The sequence below is a fragment of the Agromyces ramosus genome, assembly GCF_030817175.1.
GTDB classification, from domain to species: domain Bacteria; phylum Actinomycetota; class Actinomycetes; order Actinomycetales; family Microbacteriaceae; genus Agromyces; species Agromyces ramosus_A.
In genome coordinates, this window is sequence record NZ_JAUSYY010000001.1 from 3,038,993 (window position 1) to 3,055,639 (window position 16,647).

General features: G+C 69.7%; 14 protein-coding genes and 1 tRNA gene. 10 read left to right on the top strand and 5 right to left on the bottom strand.

The annotated features are described in order from the left end of the window. Window positions 1–6: 6 nt before the first annotated feature. Genes QFZ26_RS14255 through QFZ26_RS14270 form a run of 4 tightly spaced genes read left to right on the top strand, consistent with a single transcriptional unit; the run spans window position 7 to window position 3,590 of the window. Window positions 7–1,137 carry a hypothetical protein gene (locus QFZ26_RS14255; RefSeq protein ID WP_307043214.1) on the top strand — a complete coding sequence of 377 codons (1,131 nt, stop codon included), beginning with the start codon at window positions 7–9 and terminating at the stop codon, window positions 1,135–1,137. After that, window positions 1,124–1,825: a response regulator transcription factor gene (locus QFZ26_RS14260; RefSeq protein ID WP_307043216.1), complete on the top strand. Its 702-nt coding sequence runs from the start codon at window positions 1,124–1,126 to the stop codon at window positions 1,823–1,825. The genes QFZ26_RS14255 and QFZ26_RS14260 overlap by 14 nt, the downstream gene beginning before the upstream one ends. Beyond that, window positions 1,826–2,440, top strand: a complete 615-nt coding sequence (locus tag QFZ26_RS14265) for a thymidine kinase (RefSeq protein WP_307043218.1) — start codon at window positions 1,826–1,828, stop codon at window positions 2,438–2,440. 43 nt (window positions 2,441–2,483) lie between these two features. Then, complete coding sequence (locus tag QFZ26_RS14270; protein WP_307043220.1) at window positions 2,484–3,590, top strand: heparan-alpha-glucosaminide N-acetyltransferase domain-containing protein; 1,107 nt, start codon at window positions 2,484–2,486, stop codon at window positions 3,588–3,590. Here the strand turns inward: QFZ26_RS14270 and QFZ26_RS14275 are convergent. Next, window positions 3,532–4,032, bottom strand: coding sequence for a VanZ family protein (locus tag QFZ26_RS14275; RefSeq protein ID WP_307043222.1), 501 nt, complete (start codon window positions 4,030–4,032; stop codon window positions 3,532–3,534). The genes QFZ26_RS14270 and QFZ26_RS14275 overlap by 59 nt on opposite strands. A gap of 111 nt (window positions 4,033–4,143) precedes the next feature. On the opposite strand from QFZ26_RS14275, the gene QFZ26_RS14280 reads away from it, so the two are divergent. Together QFZ26_RS14280 and QFZ26_RS14285 are read left to right on the top strand one after the other, a co-directional pair. Further along, window positions 4,144–5,451 (top strand): UDP-glucose dehydrogenase family protein, encoded by a 1,308-nt coding sequence (locus tag QFZ26_RS14280; RefSeq protein WP_307043224.1) that lies wholly within the window; start codon window positions 4,144–4,146, stop codon window positions 5,449–5,451. A gap of 2 nt (window positions 5,452–5,453) precedes the next feature. Continuing rightward, complete coding sequence (locus QFZ26_RS14285; protein ID WP_307043226.1) at window positions 5,454–7,295, top strand: glycoside hydrolase family 15 protein; 1,842 nt, start codon at window positions 5,454–5,456, stop codon at window positions 7,293–7,295. A 47-nt stretch (window positions 7,296–7,342) separates the two neighbouring features. Here QFZ26_RS14285 and QFZ26_RS14290 read toward each other — a convergent pair. From QFZ26_RS14290 to QFZ26_RS14300, 3 genes are all read right to left on the bottom strand, one after another. Next, a tRNA-Pro gene (locus QFZ26_RS14290) sits at window positions 7,343–7,416 on the bottom strand. Between the two features lie 112 nt (window positions 7,417–7,528). Then, the gene (locus tag QFZ26_RS14295; RefSeq protein ID WP_307043228.1) at window positions 7,529–8,506 is read right to left on the bottom strand and encodes a metallophosphoesterase; all 978 of its coding nucleotides are present in this window, start codon (window positions 8,504–8,506) and stop codon (window positions 7,529–7,531) included. A 16-nt stretch (window positions 8,507–8,522) separates the two neighbouring features. Beyond that, on the bottom strand, window positions 8,523–11,126 hold the full coding sequence (locus tag QFZ26_RS14300; RefSeq protein ID WP_307043230.1) for a transglycosylase domain-containing protein: 2,604 nt from the start codon (window positions 11,124–11,126) through the stop codon (window positions 8,523–8,525). Between the two features lie 154 nt (window positions 11,127–11,280). On the opposite strand from QFZ26_RS14300, the gene QFZ26_RS14305 reads away from it, so the two are divergent. Together QFZ26_RS14305 and QFZ26_RS14310 are read left to right on the top strand one after the other, a co-directional pair. Then, complete coding sequence (locus tag QFZ26_RS14305) at window positions 11,281–11,508, top strand: hypothetical protein (RefSeq protein ID WP_307043232.1); 228 nt, start codon at window positions 11,281–11,283, stop codon at window positions 11,506–11,508. Further along, a complete protein-coding gene (locus QFZ26_RS14310; protein ID WP_307043234.1) occupies window positions 11,508–11,978 on the top strand; it encodes a RidA family protein in 471 nt (156 codons plus the stop codon). Before QFZ26_RS14305 ends, QFZ26_RS14310 begins: the two co-directional genes overlap by 1 nt. A 68-nt stretch (window positions 11,979–12,046) precedes the next feature. On the opposite strand, the gene acs is transcribed toward QFZ26_RS14310, so the two are convergent. Then, window positions 12,047–14,014 carry an acetate--CoA ligase gene (gene acs / locus QFZ26_RS14315; RefSeq protein WP_307043237.1) on the bottom strand — a complete coding sequence of 656 codons (1,968 nt, stop codon included), beginning with the start codon at window positions 14,012–14,014 and terminating at the stop codon, window positions 12,047–12,049. A gap of 458 nt (window positions 14,015–14,472) precedes the next feature. Between acs and QFZ26_RS14320 the strand changes: the two genes are divergently transcribed. Then, on the top strand, window positions 14,473–15,603 hold the full coding sequence (locus QFZ26_RS14320; RefSeq protein WP_307043239.1) for a TadA family conjugal transfer-associated ATPase: 1,131 nt from the start codon (window positions 14,473–14,475) through the stop codon (window positions 15,601–15,603). Then, on the top strand, window positions 15,600–16,610 hold the full coding sequence (locus tag QFZ26_RS14325) for a type II secretion system F family protein (RefSeq protein ID WP_307043241.1): 1,011 nt from the start codon (window positions 15,600–15,602) through the stop codon (window positions 16,608–16,610). The genes QFZ26_RS14320 and QFZ26_RS14325 overlap by 4 nt, the downstream gene beginning before the upstream one ends. Window positions 16,611–16,647 lie beyond the last annotated feature (37 nt).

The window sequence follows — 16,647 nt, forward strand, 5'->3', positions numbered from 1 at the left end:
AGCCGCATGCGATTGACGCAGCAGGAGGCCGACCCGGTCGGCGGCATCACGGCGGCGCCGATCGTGACCGTCGGTGCGCTCCTCGCCTTCGGCACGGCGGTGCTCCTCACCTTGGCGCACTGGCCGGAGGTCAGCTCGCCGGTGGCCGCTGTGATCGCCGTCATGCTGGTGGCTGCCGGCGGAGCTGCGGCAGCGATCTCAGCGTCGCCGGGTCGAGCGCCGTTCACCGCCGAGCGGCTCTGGCTCGTCGTCACGTTCGCGGTCGCCGCGGCGATCGCCGAGTACGTCTCGACGGTCGGGGCGAACCGCTACCTGTACGACGACTTCGGGCCGATCGTGATCGGCATGCTGATCCTCTCGGTGGCCCCGTTCTGCACGTGGCTTTCGTTGCTGCTGGCCGGGGTGCTCGCCTCGGCCGTACTCTCGATCCTCGTGATCGGGGCATCCGCGTACACCGTCACCCCGGCGCCCCTCGCCGTGCTCGTCATCGTGAGCGTGGCCCCGGTGGTCTCCCTCTCGGCTGCAGCAGCGGGCTACTCGTACGCGATCGTCGCCGAGACCCTCGCCTGGCAGCGCGAGGCGAACCGATCGGCCCTGCAGCGAGATGCCGAGCTGCGCGCCGGCATCGCCCGTTCGGTGCAGCAGAGCCAGGTGTCCGTCCTCGGACGCGAGGTGCTGCCGTTCCTCGCCGGCGTGATGACCGCCGACCGCATCTCCGTTGCCGATGCCGATCAGGCACGTGAGCTCGCCGAGGCGCTCCGCCGGGCGCTCCGCGCGGGCATCGAGTCGACCTGGCTCGACGACCTGGGCGCGAGCGTGCGCCGGAACCGTGGTGTCGACGTGGTCGTCGACGACACGAACGGCGGCGCCGCCGATCTCGCGGGCGACCAGAGATCCGCGCTGACCGCCTTGATCTCGTGGCTCGGTGAGCCGTCGCGCTCAGTGCGCATTCGGGTGACGATCACCACCGACGCGCGGCGGGGGCGCATCAGCATCGTCGCCGATCCGGGGGACACGCCACCGACGCGTCGGGAGCTCGACCGGTTCGTCGCTGTGGCTCGAGCCGTCGCGCTTCCCGCGGAGTCAGCGGTATCGCGAGAGAATGTGACCGTGGAGTTGAGCTATGGCATCGAATGAGCGGCCCGATCCGGGCGCGCCGTACCGGCTCGCCATCCTCGACGACCACGGGCTCATCGTCGACAGTCTCGCCCGATGGTTCGCCGACCTCGCTCCCGAGTTCGACGTCGTCCTGAAGGTGACGACCTGGATGGACCTCATCCGCGCACCCGAGTTCCCGGTCGATCTCGTACTCATGGACCTGCAGCTCGGAGACACCGTCTCGATCGAGGCACGCATCCGCGCCTGCCGGGCCGCCGGCGCGAAGGTCCTCGTGGTCACCGCGCTCGACGACGACGAGTCGCGCGAACGCTGCCTCGCGGCGGGCGCCTCCGGGTTCATCCCGAAGACGCTCCGCGCCGACGTGCTCGTCGACTCTGCACGGCGCGTGGCGCGTGGCGAACGGCTGCCGAGGCATCCGTCTCGCACCGACGCGCCATATGGAACGCATGGGGCTCCGTCGGCTGGGTCGCCGGCCGCAGACCACGACGCCTCGTCGGTCCATCTGAGCGGGGCCGAGGAGCGGGCGCTGCGCTACTACGCGCAGGGCCTGAGCACCGCCGAGGTCGGCCGTCGCATGGAGGTCGGCTATGAGACGGCGAAGACCTACTTGCGGCGGGTGCGCGACAAGTACGCGAAGGCAGGGCGGCCGGCGAGCCGCAAGGCCGAACTGATCCGCCGTGCGGCGGAAGACGGGTATCTCGAATAGATGGCGAAGCTGTACTTCCGCTATGGGGCGATGAACTCCGGCAAGTCGACGGCGTTGCTCCAGGCTGCGTTCAACTACGAGGAACGCGGGCACCAGGTGCTGCTGGCGAAGCCTGCGATCGACACGAAGGGCGACCGCGACATCGTGTCCCGGCTCGGCGTGGTCCGCGAGGTCGACTTCACGATCGAGCCCGAGACGAGCGTGCTCGACCGCTTCCAGGAGCACCGCAACCGCATCATCGAGGACCATGGCCGCGACGTCAGCTGCCTCCTCATCGACGAGGCGCAGTTCCTCTCGGCCGACCAGGTCGAAGACCTGCTCCGCATCGCCCTGATCGACGGCGTCCCCGTGCTCGCCTATGGCATCCGCACCGATTTCCAGACGGTCGCCTTTCCCGGCAGCCGCCGCCTGCTCGAGATCGCGCACAGCCTCGAAGAACTGAAGACGATCTGCCGCTGCGGTCGCAAGGCCATTTTCAACGCCCGGCTCATCGACGGCGCATTCGTCTTCGACGGCGACCAGGTCGCCATCGACGGTGAATCGGTCACCTACGAATCGCTCTGCGGGGTGTGCTACCTCGAAGAGAGCGGCGGGGTGCTGAACGGACGGCATTGAACCGGCCGATGCCTCGCGCGATGTCGCGTGACAGCATGGCGTCATGACGAGACCGACGGATGCCTCCCTCGCGGTCCGGGTGCACCGCGTCGACCGGGTCGACGGTGTGGATGCGGCTCGCGGACTCGCCCTCATCGGCATGTTCGTCGCCCACGTGGCCCCGGCCGTCGCATCCTCCGATCTCGAGAGCGTGATCGCCATCGCCGACGAGCGACCGCGATTGCTCTTCGCGCTCACGGCGGGCATCGGCCTCGGGTTCATGTCGGGAGGCGTCATGCCGATCACCGAGGGGCGCGGCTCGCTGCGGCGCCAGATCGCGATTCGCGCCGTCATCCTCATCGCACTGGGGCTGCTCATCGCGGTGACGCTGCATCCGCTCGTGTTCATCATCCTCGACGTCTACGGCGTGGCCTTCCTGGTGCTGCTGCCGCTCATCTTCATCCCGCCGCGTGTCGCGCTCGGGGTCGGCATCGCCCTGCTCGTCGTCACGCCGGCGCTCGCCGAGGTCGCGAGTCGCACCGAAGCCGTCGAAGAGCTGCAGTCGACCTCGGCGCAGCTCATCGTCGACTGGTTCGTGAGCGGCGCGTACCCGATCGTTATCTGGATCCCCGTGATGCTCATCGGACTGGCGCTGGCCCGGCTCGATCTCACCTCACCCCGCGTCGTGGGCATCGCTGCGCTCGCCGGCACGACGGCGGCCGCGATGCTCCTTCCCATCGCGGCGATGCTGCCCGGCGAAGAGGTCGCCACCGAGGCGTCGTGGGCCGCACCACTGCGGGCATCCCTCGAGACCGTCGGCAACACCGGGGTCGGCGTGCTCGTCGTTGCCGGCATGATGCTCCTGACGGCGTTCGCGCGACCACCCGTGCGCCGTGTCGCGTCGGCGCTGCTGTCCCCGGTCACGGCGATGGGCTCGATGCCGTTGAGCGTGTACACACTGCACCTCGTGGTGATCGCCGCTTCGATCCGCGCTGAGAACGGCGTCATGACCGACGACTCGTTCGAGCTCCTCGCGGGCCTCGTACTCGGATCCATGGTCTTCGCCTGGCTGTGGCGCCGCTACCTGGGCCGTGGGCCGCTCGAACGCCTGCTCAGGTGGGCGAGCGGTCGGAGCCGGGCAGACGCCGCGGGCGGCGGCGCAACAGGTTGAGCCCGACGCCGACGGCTGTGCCGGCCGTATTCGCGATGACGTCCGAGACGGTCGGGAAGCGAGACGGGATACCGATCTGGATCAGTTCGATGCCCACGCTCGTGAGGCAGCCCAGGGCGATGGTGCCCCACCAGGTGAGCCTCGGCGCGGCGATCGAGAGCAGCAGGCCGAATGGCACGAACAGGGCGATGTTCGCGACGAACTCGAGTGCGATCGCGCTGAGCTCTCGTGACGCACCGAGTGCGGCGAGGACGTCGACCGCCCAGCCGACGATGCCGGTGAGCTGCCCGGCCTCGGGCGCGGGCAGGAAGACGATGAGGGCGACCACGAGCAGGTATGGCGGCAGGAAGTACCGGGCGAGACGCACCGACCTGGCATCGCCCGGTGTGCGGGTGACCGGGCGATCGCGTGCGTTGGGCGGAAGGGGGCCGGTGGGATCCATCGGTTCAGGGTAGCGAAGCCCGAAGGACGGCGGCACCGAGCAGGAACCCGACGTCGCGCCGAGCCGACCGGCGTGCGGCAGAATGAGAGCCACGCCCACGAAAGGACCTCGATGCGCATCTCCGTCATCGGCTGCGGCTACCTCGGCGCGGTGCATGCCTCGGCCATGGCCGAACTCGGACACGAGGTGATCGGCATCGACGTCGACGAGCGAAAGATCGCAGCCCTTGCCGCAGGCAGGCCCTCGTTCTTCGAACCCGGTCTCCCCGAGATCCTCGCATCGGCGACCGAGACCGGCCGACTGCGGTTCAGCACCGATATAGCGGATGCCGCGGACGCGCAGGTGCACTTCCTCGCGGTCGGAACGCCTCAGACCGCGGGCTCGAGCGCGGCCGACGTGTCGTACGTCGATGCCGCCTTCGCCGCACTGCTCCCGCACCTCGCCGAGGACGCCATCGTCGTCGGAAAGAGCACCGTGCCCGTCGGCACTGCCGCGCGCTTGGCCGGGCGCCTCGCCGAGGAGGCGCCGCACGCGAGTCTCGCCTGGAATCCCGAGTTCCTGCGCGAGGGCTTCGCCGTGAAGGACACCCTCGAACCCGACCGCCTGGTCTACGGGGTCGCCGAGGGCGATCGCCACGCCGCATCCGTGCTCGACCAGATCTACCGCGCCGCGCTCGAGGCGGGCACGCCGCGTATCGTCACCGACTACGCCACCGCCGAGCTCGTCAAGGTGGCGGCGAACGCGTTCCTCGCTACCAAGATCAGCTTCATCAACGCCATGTCCGAGATCGCCGATGCGACCGGCGCGGATGTCACGGCACTCGCCGACGCGCTCGGCCACGACGCCCGCATCGGCCGTCGCTTCCTGAACGCTGGAGTCGGCTTCGGCGGCGGATGCCTGCCGAAGGACATCCGCGCATTCACCGCCCGCGCCGAGGAGCTCGGACGCGGGGAGGCCCTCGCCTTCCTGAAAGAGGTCGACGCCATCAACCTCAGGCAACGCCAGCGGGTCGTCGACCTCGCCGTCCTCGCGCTCGGCGGGTCGGTGCATCGCAAGAAGATCGCCGTACTGGGCGTCACGTTCAAGCCCGATTCCGACGACGTGCGAGACTCGCCGGCGCTCGACGTGGCGGTGCTGCTGAAGGGCCTCGGTGCCGACGTCGTCGCGACCGACCCCGAGGGCATCGAGAACGCGCGGGCGAGGCATCCGCAGCTCGACTACACGACCTCCTCGCGCGAGGCGTTGCACGACGCCGACCTCGTCGTGCTCGTCACCGAGTGGCGCGAGTACCGCGCGCTGGACCCCGATGCCACGGGTCGTCTCGTCGCCGGGCGCCGTATCATCGACGGTCGCAACGTGCTCGACCCGGTGGCCTGGCGGGCGGCCGGCTGGGATTACCGCGGACTCGGCCGGCCCTGAGCATGGCCTCTCCGATCGAGGGGTATGCCGTCATCGGCGACTGCCGCACCGCGGCGCTCGTCGGCGGTGACGGCAGCATCGACTGGCTGTGCCTTCCGCGCTTCGACGCCGCCTCGGTCTTCGGGGCGATGCTCGGCACGCCCGAGCAGGGCCATTGGATCCTTCGGCCGACCGATCAGGAAGCGAGCGCCACCAGGAGGTACGCGCCAGACACCTTCACCCTCATCACGCGCTGGAGCACCGGTGAGGGTGAGGTCGAGGTCACCGACCTGATGCCCCGCACCGATGGGCGCAGCGACGTGATCCGTCGCATCCGCTGTATTCGGGGCCGCGTCGCCATGCGCCACGAGCTGCGCGTGCGCTTCGACTACGCGGCCTCGCTGCCCTGGATGCGCCAGGTCGGCACGGCGGATGCCCCCGAGCTCCTCGCCGTCGCCGGACCCGACGCCCTCGTGGTTCGTGGCACCGCGCTCACGGCGCACGGGCACAGCCACGTGGCCGAGACGACGATCTCGGAGGGCCAGACGCTCGACCTGCAGCTCTCGTGGTTCCCGGCGCACCTGGCGGCGCCGGAACCGCTCGACGTCGACGACGCGATCGAGCGCACGGCCTCGTGGTGGCGGGCGTGGGCGCGTGGCTGCGCGCTGCCCGGTGCGCACGAGGACGCCGTGCTCCGCTCCCTCCTCGTGCTGCGCCTGCTCACGCACGCCGACACCGGCGGCATCGTGGCTGCGGCGTCGACGAGCCTGCCCGAGGCGGCCGCGGGAAGCCGCAATTGGGACTACCGCTATGTGTGGCTGCGCGACGCGGCGCTCACGCTCGAGGCCCTCATGCACCACGGGTTCGTCCGTGAGGTCGAAGCCTGGCGACGATGGCTCCTCCGGGCGATTGCGGGCGACCCCGGCGACCTCCAGACCATGTACGGCCTCGCCGGCGAGCGGCGGCTGCCCGAGTGGGAGGTGCCGACGCTGCCCGGGTACGAGGGCGCGACGCCGGTTCGCGTCGGCAACGCGGCGTCCGAGCAGTACCAGGCCGACGTGTTCGGCGAGGTGATGATCGCCCTCGACGCCGCCCGGCATGTGGGTCTCGACGACGACGACCTCTCCTGGTCGTTGCAGGTGGCACTGCTCAGCGAGGCGGAGCGCAACCTCGACCGGCCCGATTCGGGCATCTGGGAGATCCGGGGCGCCGAACGCCGGTTCACCCACTCGCGTGCGATGCTCTGGGCGGCGTTCGACCGCGGAATCTGCGCCGTCGAGTTCGATGGCCGGCGCGGGCCGGTCGAGCGATGGCGAGTCGTCCGAGACCAGCTCGCCGCCGAGATCGAGGCCACCGGGTTCGACCGCGAGCTCGGCAGCTACGTGCAGTTCAGCGGGAGCCGCGAGGTCGACGCGGCACTGCTGCAGCTGCCGCAGATCGGGTACCTGACACACGATGACGTGCGCATGGTCGGCACCGTCGCGCGCATCGAGCGGACACTCCTGCGCGACGGACTGTTGCGCCGCTACCGCACCGAGGCCAACGTCGACGGGGTTCCCGGTGATGAGAACGCGTTCCTGGCCTGCTCCTTCTGGCTCGTCGAGCACTACGCCCACGTCGGCCGCCTCGACGAGGCCGACACGCTCATGGAGCGCCTGCTCGGCTTCCGCTCCGAGCTCGGCCTGCTCTCGGAAGAGGTCGACGCGCGGAACGGCCGGCACGCGGGCAACACCCCGCAGGCGCTCTCACACCTCGCGCTCGTGCGTGCCGCCGACGCGATCGCCCATGCGAAGGGCACTGCGGCAGCGGCGGCACGGGCGAGCGCCGCTCGCAGCTCGCGACGCGCGCTCGCCTCGCCGAGCTGAACCGGGAACGACGAAGGCCTCCTTCCGAAGAAGGAGGCCTCATCTCGTCGGGGTGACAGGATTTGAACCTGCGACCTCGTCGTCCCGAACGACGCGCGCTACCAAGCTGCGCCACACCCCGGTGGCCCTCACGGGCCTCCACAAGGATAGCCGATAAATGGGGTTCGGCGGACCACGCGAAGCGGCGGCACGGATGCCCGAGCGGGAGGTCGAGGCATCCGCTCGCTCGATCGCTACTCCGTCGGCACGAGGGTGAGCAGCGTCGCCTCTGGCGGGCACGCGAAGCGCACCGGTGCGTAGATCGACGTGCCGAGTCCAGCCGACACGTTCAGGAATGCCGAGCGCAGGCCGTGCCGCCAGACGCTCAGGCCCTTCACCTGCGCGCGCGGGATGTCGCAGTTGGTGACAAGGGCACCGAGCCCCGGCACGCAGACCTGACCGCCGTGTGTGTGCCCTGCGAGCACCAGCTGGGCTCCGTGGTTCACGAAGGAGTTGAGCACCCGTTGGTAGGGCGCGTGCGTGACGCCGACGGTGACGGTGGGGCGCCGAGCCCCGACGGACGCCTCATCTGGCCAGGACTCGTCGCCGAGCGGATCTTCGGCGCGCAGCTCGTCGATGGCCGCCGTGATGAGGTCGAGGCGGTCGTACCCGTTGTGCGGGTCGTCGACGCCGAAGAACTCGAAATGCGTGCCGCGCAGGTCGAGCGCGGCCGCGGTGTTGTCGAGGTCATGCCAGCCGAGCTCGTCGAAATACGAGTGCAGCTCGTCGATGTCGAGCCGCTTGGCGCGACGACCGAGGCGAGAGGGGCCGGTGAAGTAGTTGAACGGGTTCTTCAGGACCGGGCCGAAGTAGTCGTTCGATCCGTTGACGAAGACGCCGGGGATGCCCCGGAACGGATCGAACGCCCGCCGGACGCCGTCGATGCCGCGCTCGTGCCCCAGGTTGTCACCCGTGTCGACGATGAGGTCGGGTTCGAGCTCGGCGAGCCGCCGCACCCACTGCTGCTTGTCGTGCTGCCACGGTGCCATGTGGAGGTCGGAGAGGTGCAGCACCCGCACGGGGGTCGCGCCCGGCGGAAGAACCGGGACCTCCACCTGCCTGAGGGTCCACCGAGTGCGCTCGACGAGTGTGCCCCACGCGAGCGCAGCCGCCCCCGCCGCGCCGATCGCGAGCGCGATGGCGGCGGCGGGGGAGGTGCGCGTGTTCGTCACGTGGGCGGCTCGCCGGCTAGTCGTCGCCGGGCGCGTTGCCGGGGCCGCCGCTGAGCTTGCCGACCGTGATCGTCACCTTGTCGCCCGGCTTGGCGAAGCCGCCACCTGCCGGGTTCTGGGCGATCACGACGCCGACCTGCGTCGGATCGAGCGTGTCCTGCGTCTGCCGTTCTGCGCGGAACCCGGCCTGGCGCAGGGCTGCCTCAGCCTGGTCTTGCGTCATGCCGACGACGTTCGGCACGCCGGTCATCGATCCGTTGCTCGTGAACACCCGAATGGTCGAACCGCGGCCGGCCTGACCCGAGGGGTCGGTGGCGGAGACCGTGCCTGCGGGCAGGTTCGAGTCTTGCGGGCCGCCGTCTTCGAAGACGAACCCGGCCGCCTCGAGCGCCTGCTTGGCGGCGTCAAGGGTGAGGCCCGTGACCTGCGGGACGTCGACGAGGACCTGCTTGAAGGCGCTCGCATCAGGCTCGGTGAATTGATCGCCGCCGTACTTGTTGTCGGCCACCTCCATGATCCTCGGCCAGATGCGGTGGCGGGCCGTGGCGGCCGCACCGGAATCGAAGCTCACGTCGCGGAGGTTGGTGCGGTTGTCGCCGCCGGTGATGTTGCCGACCCAGACGGCCGTCGCGACCTTCGTGCTCGACCCGATCATCCAGGTGTCGAACGCGTCGTCGGTCGTACCGGTCTTGCCGATGTGCGGGATGCCCGTGCCGGGATCCGAGGCGGTGGCGGTGCCGCCGCCCGCGAAGGTCTGCTGCATCGCGTACTCCATCGCATGCGCGACCTCGGGACTCACCGACTGCGTGCACGTGGAGGCTGGCGGCGGCAGCTCCGTTCCGTCGGCCTGGACGATCTTGTCGATGGCGATCGGCGAGCAGGTCGTGCCGTTGTTCGCGATGCCCGCGAACGCGGCCGCCATGGTCACCGGGGCGATCTCTTCGGTGCCGAGCACAGCCGACGGGCCGAATGGGATGGTCTCGTCTTCGGCGTTCTTGCCCTCGCCGAGCGCGGCGCCATCGGCTCGGTGTACGCCGAAAGCAGCAGCGGTCTCCTTGATCTTGCACAGCTGCAGCTGTTGGGCCATCGCCATGAACGAGGAGTTCACCGACCACTTGGTCGCGTCGACCGCGTTGTTGGCGATGCGGCCATCGTCGTTGCGCGGGTTGAACGATCCGGTCCAGGTGCCACCCCCGCACTGACCGGGGAATGAGGTGAACGCCCGCCGGGCGCCATTGAACGTCTCGCGCAGCGAGTGGCCTGCATTGAGCCATTCGGCGAGCGTGAACACCTTGAAGGTCGAGCCCGGTTGCAAGCCGCTCGAGCCGCCGTAGTCGAGATCGGTGCTGAGGTTGAGCGAGGTGTAGCTCGGGTCCGCGGCGGCAACCTCTCCGTCGTCGGTGAACTTCTTGTTCTGGGCCATCGCGAGCACGCGGCCGGTGCCGGCCTGCACCGTCACGGCGACGGAGCCGACATCGAAGCGAGGATCAGTGGCCGGCACGTTCTCCGTCATCGCAGCTTCGGCCTGAGCCTGCAGGTCGAGGTCGAGCGTCGTGTAGATCTGCAGCCCGCCCTGTTGCAGCAGCCGGGCTCCTTCGTTCTCTTCGGTGGCCGGGTCGTCGTAGCTGTTGAGCACGATGTTCTTGACGTAGTCGCAGAAGAATCCGCTGCCGCCTGCGGTCTCGCACCCGGTGCTCGGTTCCTTGATGACGGGAGCAACGGGGGTGGCGACGGCGGCGTCGTAGTCCGCCTGTGGGATCTTCTTCTCCTTGAGCATCTGCTCGAGGATGTAGTCGCGCCGTTCCTTGTTTGCGGCGTATGGCACGGGCTGCCCGTCGACGATCGTGTTGACGCCGTTGGTCTCGCTGTCAGGATAGTCGAGTCGGAACTTCTCGGGGTTGTTCACGATGGCGATGAGGCTGGCCGCCTCGGGCAGGGTGAGGTCGGCCGCGTGCTTGCCGCCGAAGTAGTACTGCGCGGCCGATTCGATGCCGTAGACCCGTCCGCCGAACGCGGCGATGTTCAGGTACCCCTTGAGGATCTCGTCCTTCGAGAACTTCTTCTCGAGGGCGATCGCGTAGCGCATCTCCTTGAGCTTGCGATCGGGCGAGGTCTCGGTCGCCGCCTCATAGGCCGCGTCCTTCTCCTCTTCCGTCTTCGCCTCGCGCACTCCGTTGTTGATCAGCACATTCTTCACGTACTGCTGGGTGATCGAGGATCCGCCCTGCGTCGCCCCGCCGATCACGTACTCGTTGAGCGCCGCACGGACCGTGCCCTGGATGTCGATGCCGCCGTGCTCGTAGAACCGGGGATCCTCACCGGCGATGGCGGCATCCTTCACGTACTGGCTGATGGCGTCCCACTCGACCTCTTCACGGTTCTCGTCGAAGAATGAGGCGAGGTGGTACGGCGATCCGTCGGCCTGGATCGCGTAGATGTCGGTCTTCTCGGACAACTCGTTGATGTCGAGGTACCCGGGAAGGTTCTCGAACACCGCGATGCCGTTGTTCGCGGCCATGCCGGTGACGGCGAGGGCGGGCGTCACGGCTGCTGTCACGAGGACGCCGGCGAGAGCGCTCAAGCCGACGAAGCCGAGGATTCCGGTGCCGACGTCGCTCATCGTACGTTTTTGGGCAGACATATAGTGGAGCTTAACGGAGAAGGCTGACAAATCCCGCTATGACGGTGGGTGCCGCGAGCGGTGCCCGCACACCGGCGCGCGGTCGATCAGTTCTCGACCGGCCCCACCGGAAGCACCAGAGACGAGGAGTCCCATGCCTGCCTGGGAGTACATCACCACCCCGCTGCTCATCCACAACACCGCGGCGATCCTGAACAACTGGGGCTCCGAAGGCTGGGAGCTCGTGCAGGTCGTGCAAGGACCCGAGGGTGGGCTCGTCGCCTACTTGAAGCGCCCGGTGGGCGGGGAGTCCTCGACCGCGGCCTCCGCCGGCGCAGCGGCCGCGGCGCAGGCCGCGAAGCAGTTCGAGGGCGAGGCCTGATGGCCGGCTTCGAGGCGCGGCTGGCCGAGCTCGGCATCGAGTTGCCCGAGGTCGCGCCGCCGGTCGCCGCCTACGTGCCCGCCGTGGTCACCGGCAGCTACGTCTACACGTCGGGGCAGCTGCCGTTCACGGCCGGTGCCCTGCCCGCCACCGGAAAGGTCGGCGACGGCGACGGCCTCGTGCCCGCCGCCGACGCCAAGGGCTATGCGCGCACCTGCGCGCTCAACGCGCTCGCCGCGGTGCGTGCCGAGCTGGGCTCGCTCGACCGGGTGACTCGCATCGTGAAGCTCGTCGGCTTCGTGGCATCCGACCCCTCATTCACCGGTCAGCCCGGCGTCGTCAACGGCGCGTCCGACGTGCTCGGCGAGATCTTCGGCGACGCCGGGCGCCACGCCCGCTCGGCGGTGGGCGTCACGGTGCTCCCGCTCGACTCGCCCGTCGAGCTCGAGCTCGTCGTCGAGTTCGCGTAACGACCGAGAATCGCGGATGCCGCGGCCGGGACTCCCCGCCGCGGCATCCGCCATTCTGCTCGAGGTCTCTACCTGACCTGCGCGCTGATGACCTGCATGATCGAGGTGTCGGCGAGCGTGGTGGTGTCGCCGATCTCGCGCCCCTCTGCGAGGTCGCGGAGGAGTCGCCGCATGATCTTGCCCGACCGCGTCTTGGGCAGCTCGTTGACGATGAACACCTGACGCGGGCGCGCGATCGCACCGATCTGGGTCGCGACGTGACGGCGCAGCTCTTCACTCGCCTCGGCGGGGTCGGTGACGAGCTCGGCCTGGCTCGCCTTCAGGATGACGAATGCCACGACGGCCTGCCCGGTCGTCTCATCGGAGGCGCCGACCACCGCGGCTTCGGCGGTCCACGGATGGGCGACGAGCGACGACTCGATCTCTGCGGTCGACAATCGGTGCCCTGAGACGTTCATGACGTCGTCGACACGGCCGAGCAGCCAGATGTCTCCGTCTTCGTCGCGACGTGCGCCGTCGCCGGCGAAGTACATCGCCTTCGTGGGCTCAGTGCCGAACTTCTCCCAGTAGGTCTGCTTGAAGCGCTCGGGGTCGCCCCAGATGCCGCGGAGCATCGACGGCCACGGTTCGGTGACCACGAGCAGCCCGCCGCCCTCGCCTTCGACCGGCGTGCCGTCGTCGCTGAGGATGTCGATCGAGATGCCGGGGATCGGCACCTGCGCGCTGCCCGGCTTGAGGTCGGTGATGCCCGGCAGCGCGGAGATCATGATCGCGCCGGTCTCGGTCTGCCACCACGTGTCGACCACGGGGATCGAGCCGCCGCCGATGACATGGCGGTACCAGATCCATGCCTCGGGGTTGATGGGTTCGCCGACCGAGCCGAGCAGCCGCAGCGAGCGCAGGTTGAACTCCTGCGGGATCTTCCGGCCGAGCTTCATGAACGAGCGGATGGCCGTGGGCGCCGTGTAGAGGATCGAGACCTTGTACTTCTCGATGATCTCCCACCAGCGACCCGGGTGCGGCGTGTCGGGCGTGCCCTCGTAGACCACCTGGGTGGCGCCGTTCGCGAGCGGGCCGTAGACCACGTAGGAGTGCCCGGTGACCCAGCCGACGTCGGCGGTGCACCAGTACACGTCGCTCTCAGGGTGCAGGTCGAAGACGTTCTTGTGCGTGAACGCCGTCTGCGTGAGGTACCCGCCGCTCGTGTGCAGGATGCCCTTCGGCTTGCCGGTGGTGCCGCTCGTGTAGAGGATGAACAGCGGATGCTCCGCGCCGAACGCCTTCGCCTCGTGCTCCGCAGAGGCCTCGCCGACGGTCTCGTGCCACCAGTGGTCGCGACCTTCGGTCCAGTCGACCTCGTTCTCGCCGCGGCGAACGACGAGGACGTTCTCGATGCTGCCGCCGGTCTTCGCGATGGCCTCGTCGACAGTGGGCTTCAGCGGGAAGACCCGCCCCTTGCGATACCCGCCGTCGGCGGTGATGACGAGGGATGCCTCGGCGTCGTCGATGCGTGACGCGAGGCTGTCGGCGCTGAACCCGCCGAAGACGACCGAGTGAACGGCGCCGATGCGGGCCACCGCGAGCATCGAGACGATCGCCTCGGGGATCATCGGGAGGTAGATGGCGACCCGGTCGCCCTCGCCGACGCCGAGATCGGTCAGCACGTTGGCTGCCCGCTTCACCTCGGCGGTGAGTTCGGCATAGGTGATGTCCCGACTGTCGCCCGGCTCTCCCTCGAAGTGGATGGCCACACGATCGCCGAGGCCCGCCGCGACGTGGCGGTCGAGGCAGTTGACGGCGACGTTCAGTTCGCCGTCGTCGAACCACTTGGCGAACGGTGGGTTCGTCCAGTCGAGCGTTCGGGTGAAGGGCTTCTCCCACTGGAGGAGATTGCGGGCCTGGTCGGCCCAGAATCCGAGGCGGTCGGCGCGCGCGGCGTCGGCGAGGGACTCGTCGGCGACGGCTTGGGCGGCGAACTCGGGGCTCGGGCGGAATCGCCTGATCTCCTCGAGCGCGTGATCGATCTGCACGGTCATGGTTGTCCGGTCGCTCCTTCGCGATTCACTTTCATCGGTTGGGTCGCCTGCCCCACCAGCACCCTACCGCCCGCTCACGACGTGCTCGTAACAGCTCGGTCACACTGCGCCCCCTGCTCTTCCGAGCATCCGTCCGACCCGTTACTGTGCACTTGCGCAGAGATTTCTGAGTGTCCGCACAAATGGGGACAAAAAATACTTGCGCATCCTTCGGCAAGCCGTATGCTGAGTACCGCCCGAACACTCGTTTCGTGGCCTGCAGCGCTCGTGATTCCCCCCAATCCCTGCGCTGCCGAGGCGGCACCTGTTCCCCCCAATGGGTGCCGCCCCCTTTCGTTAACAGCACTGTTCAGTCAGTGCCGATCGAGTCCTCCTCCACAACGGTGTGGGGGAGGCTCTTTCTGTCTGTGGTGCCGAGCGGATGCCTCGAAACCCGCTGCGCTGCCTACGCTCGCCGCATGAGTATCCAGTTCGTCGCGACTCCGTCGTGGCAACGGCGTGCCTCGCGCGTCGCCGAGGCGACTGACATGGCGTTCGCGCCACCCGGGTCCGCGGGCCGCGCTCCCGAAGCAGACGGCGGCGTGTCGGCGGCGACCGCGACGGCGACGCCGGCAGATGCGGCTCTCGACGACGCCCGAGGAGTCAGCGGTGTCGCGAGCTTCGACGCGAGCGACCTCTCGGTGCTCGGTCCGCTCGCACCGTTCGCCGAGTCCGGCCCGGTCACCGACCTGTTCGTGAATGGCGCGCAGGGCCTCTGGATCGATCGCGGCGGCGGTGCCGAGCACGAACCCCGGTGGAGCGCCGACGAAGCCGAGGTACGGGCGCTCGCGGTGCGGCTGATTGCACGCGGGGGTCGTCATATCGACGAGGCGACGCCCGCCGTCGATGTGCGGCTCGGGCGAGGCATCCGCGTGCACGCCGTCCTGCCGCCGGTCTCTCCGCACGGCACGCTCCTGTCGGTGCGCGTGCCGCGCGCGGCCGGGTTCTCCCTCGCCGCGATGACGCGGGCGGGCATGCTGGATCCCGGCCAGGCGGCGTTCCTCGGCGAAGCCGTCGCCACGCGCAAGAACCTCCTCGTGACCGGAGCTGGCGGCACCGACAAGACCACGCTCCTCGCCGCGCTGCTCGGCGAGGCGCCGCACCGCGAGCGCATCGTGGTCATCGAGGACGTCGCCGAGTTGCGCATCTCCCACCCGCACGTCGTCACCCTCGAGGCGAGGCAGGCGAATCTCGAGGGCACGGGCCGGGTCGGCCTCGACGCCCTCCTGCGCGAGGCGCTGCGCATGCGCCCCGACCGACTCGTCGTCGGCGAATGCCGCGGGCCCGAACTCCGAGAGCTCCTCGCGGCGCTCAACACGGGTCACGACGGCGGCGCGGGCACGCTGCACGCGAACTCCCTCGCCGATGTGCCGGCACGACTCGAGGCGCTCGGGTCGACCGCAGGCCTGTCACCCGACGCCGTCACGCGGCAGACGGTGAGTGCGTTCGACCTCGTGCTGCACCTCGAGCGCGTGGGCGCCGGGCGTCGTCTCGCGGGGGTCGGCCGATTCGAACAGCGCGGCGACCGCCTCGCCATCGAGGCGCTGTGACGCTCGCAACCGGCGGGGCGATCCGACGCCGCCTGCCACGTGTGGACTCGATGATGAACCGGCTTCGACCCGCCTCCCGCGATGCGGCCGCCGACCTCGACACCATCGCCGCGGTTGCCGAGCGGCTCTCGGTGCTGCTCACAGCCGGAGTACCGGCCTCTGCGGCGTGGGGACATCTCGGCAGCGGCACCGTCGACCAGGCCGGCGACGGCGTGGTGCTCGCCGCCGCCGCTCGCGCGGCGGCGCACGGTGATCCCGTGGCTGTGGCGATCGCCTCGGCGCGTGCCGCGCAGCCGGCGGCCTCCGCGGCGTGGCCGGTGCTCGCCGCCGCGTGGAGCGTCGCCGAGGAATCCGGCGCCCCACTCGCCGTGAGCCTGCGCGAGCTCGCGGCCGGACTTCGCGACGAAGCGCAGTTGCGGCGCGAGGTGCGTGCCGCGCTCGCGGGCCCGGCCGCGAGCGCGCGCCTCGTCACCACGTTGCCCCTCCTGGCCATCGGATTCGGCGCAACGCTCGGCTTCGACACACTGGTGGTGCTCTTCGCCAACCCGCTCGGTCTCGCATGCCTGCTCGTCGGGTCGGCGCTGCTCTGGGCGGGTCGGCGCTGGAACGCGGCGCTCGCCCGACGCGCCTCGCGCCGACGGGGCGACGCAGGCCTCGAGTTCGAGCTCCTCGCGGTCGCGATGTCGAGCGGCGCGTCGATCGATCGTGCCAGGGCGACCGTCGATCGGGCGATGACCGCGCATCGGCTCGACCGGCACGACGCCCGTGGCATCGACGCGATGCTCGCGCTGGCCGCGCGAGCCGGCGCTCCGGTCGCCGAGCTGCTGCGATCCGAGGCGTTCCGACTTCGTCGAGCAGGCCGGGCCGCGGGCGCCGAGCGGGCCGCCGCGCTCGGCGTTCGGCTCATGGTGCCCCTCGGCGTCTGTGTGCTCCCGTCGTTCGTGCTGCTCGGCGTCGCCCCGATCATGATCTCCGTCATCTCGGGAACCCTCGCCGGTGCCTCATGACGATCCACGACTCGTGCCGACACTCCGCCGGGCCCCC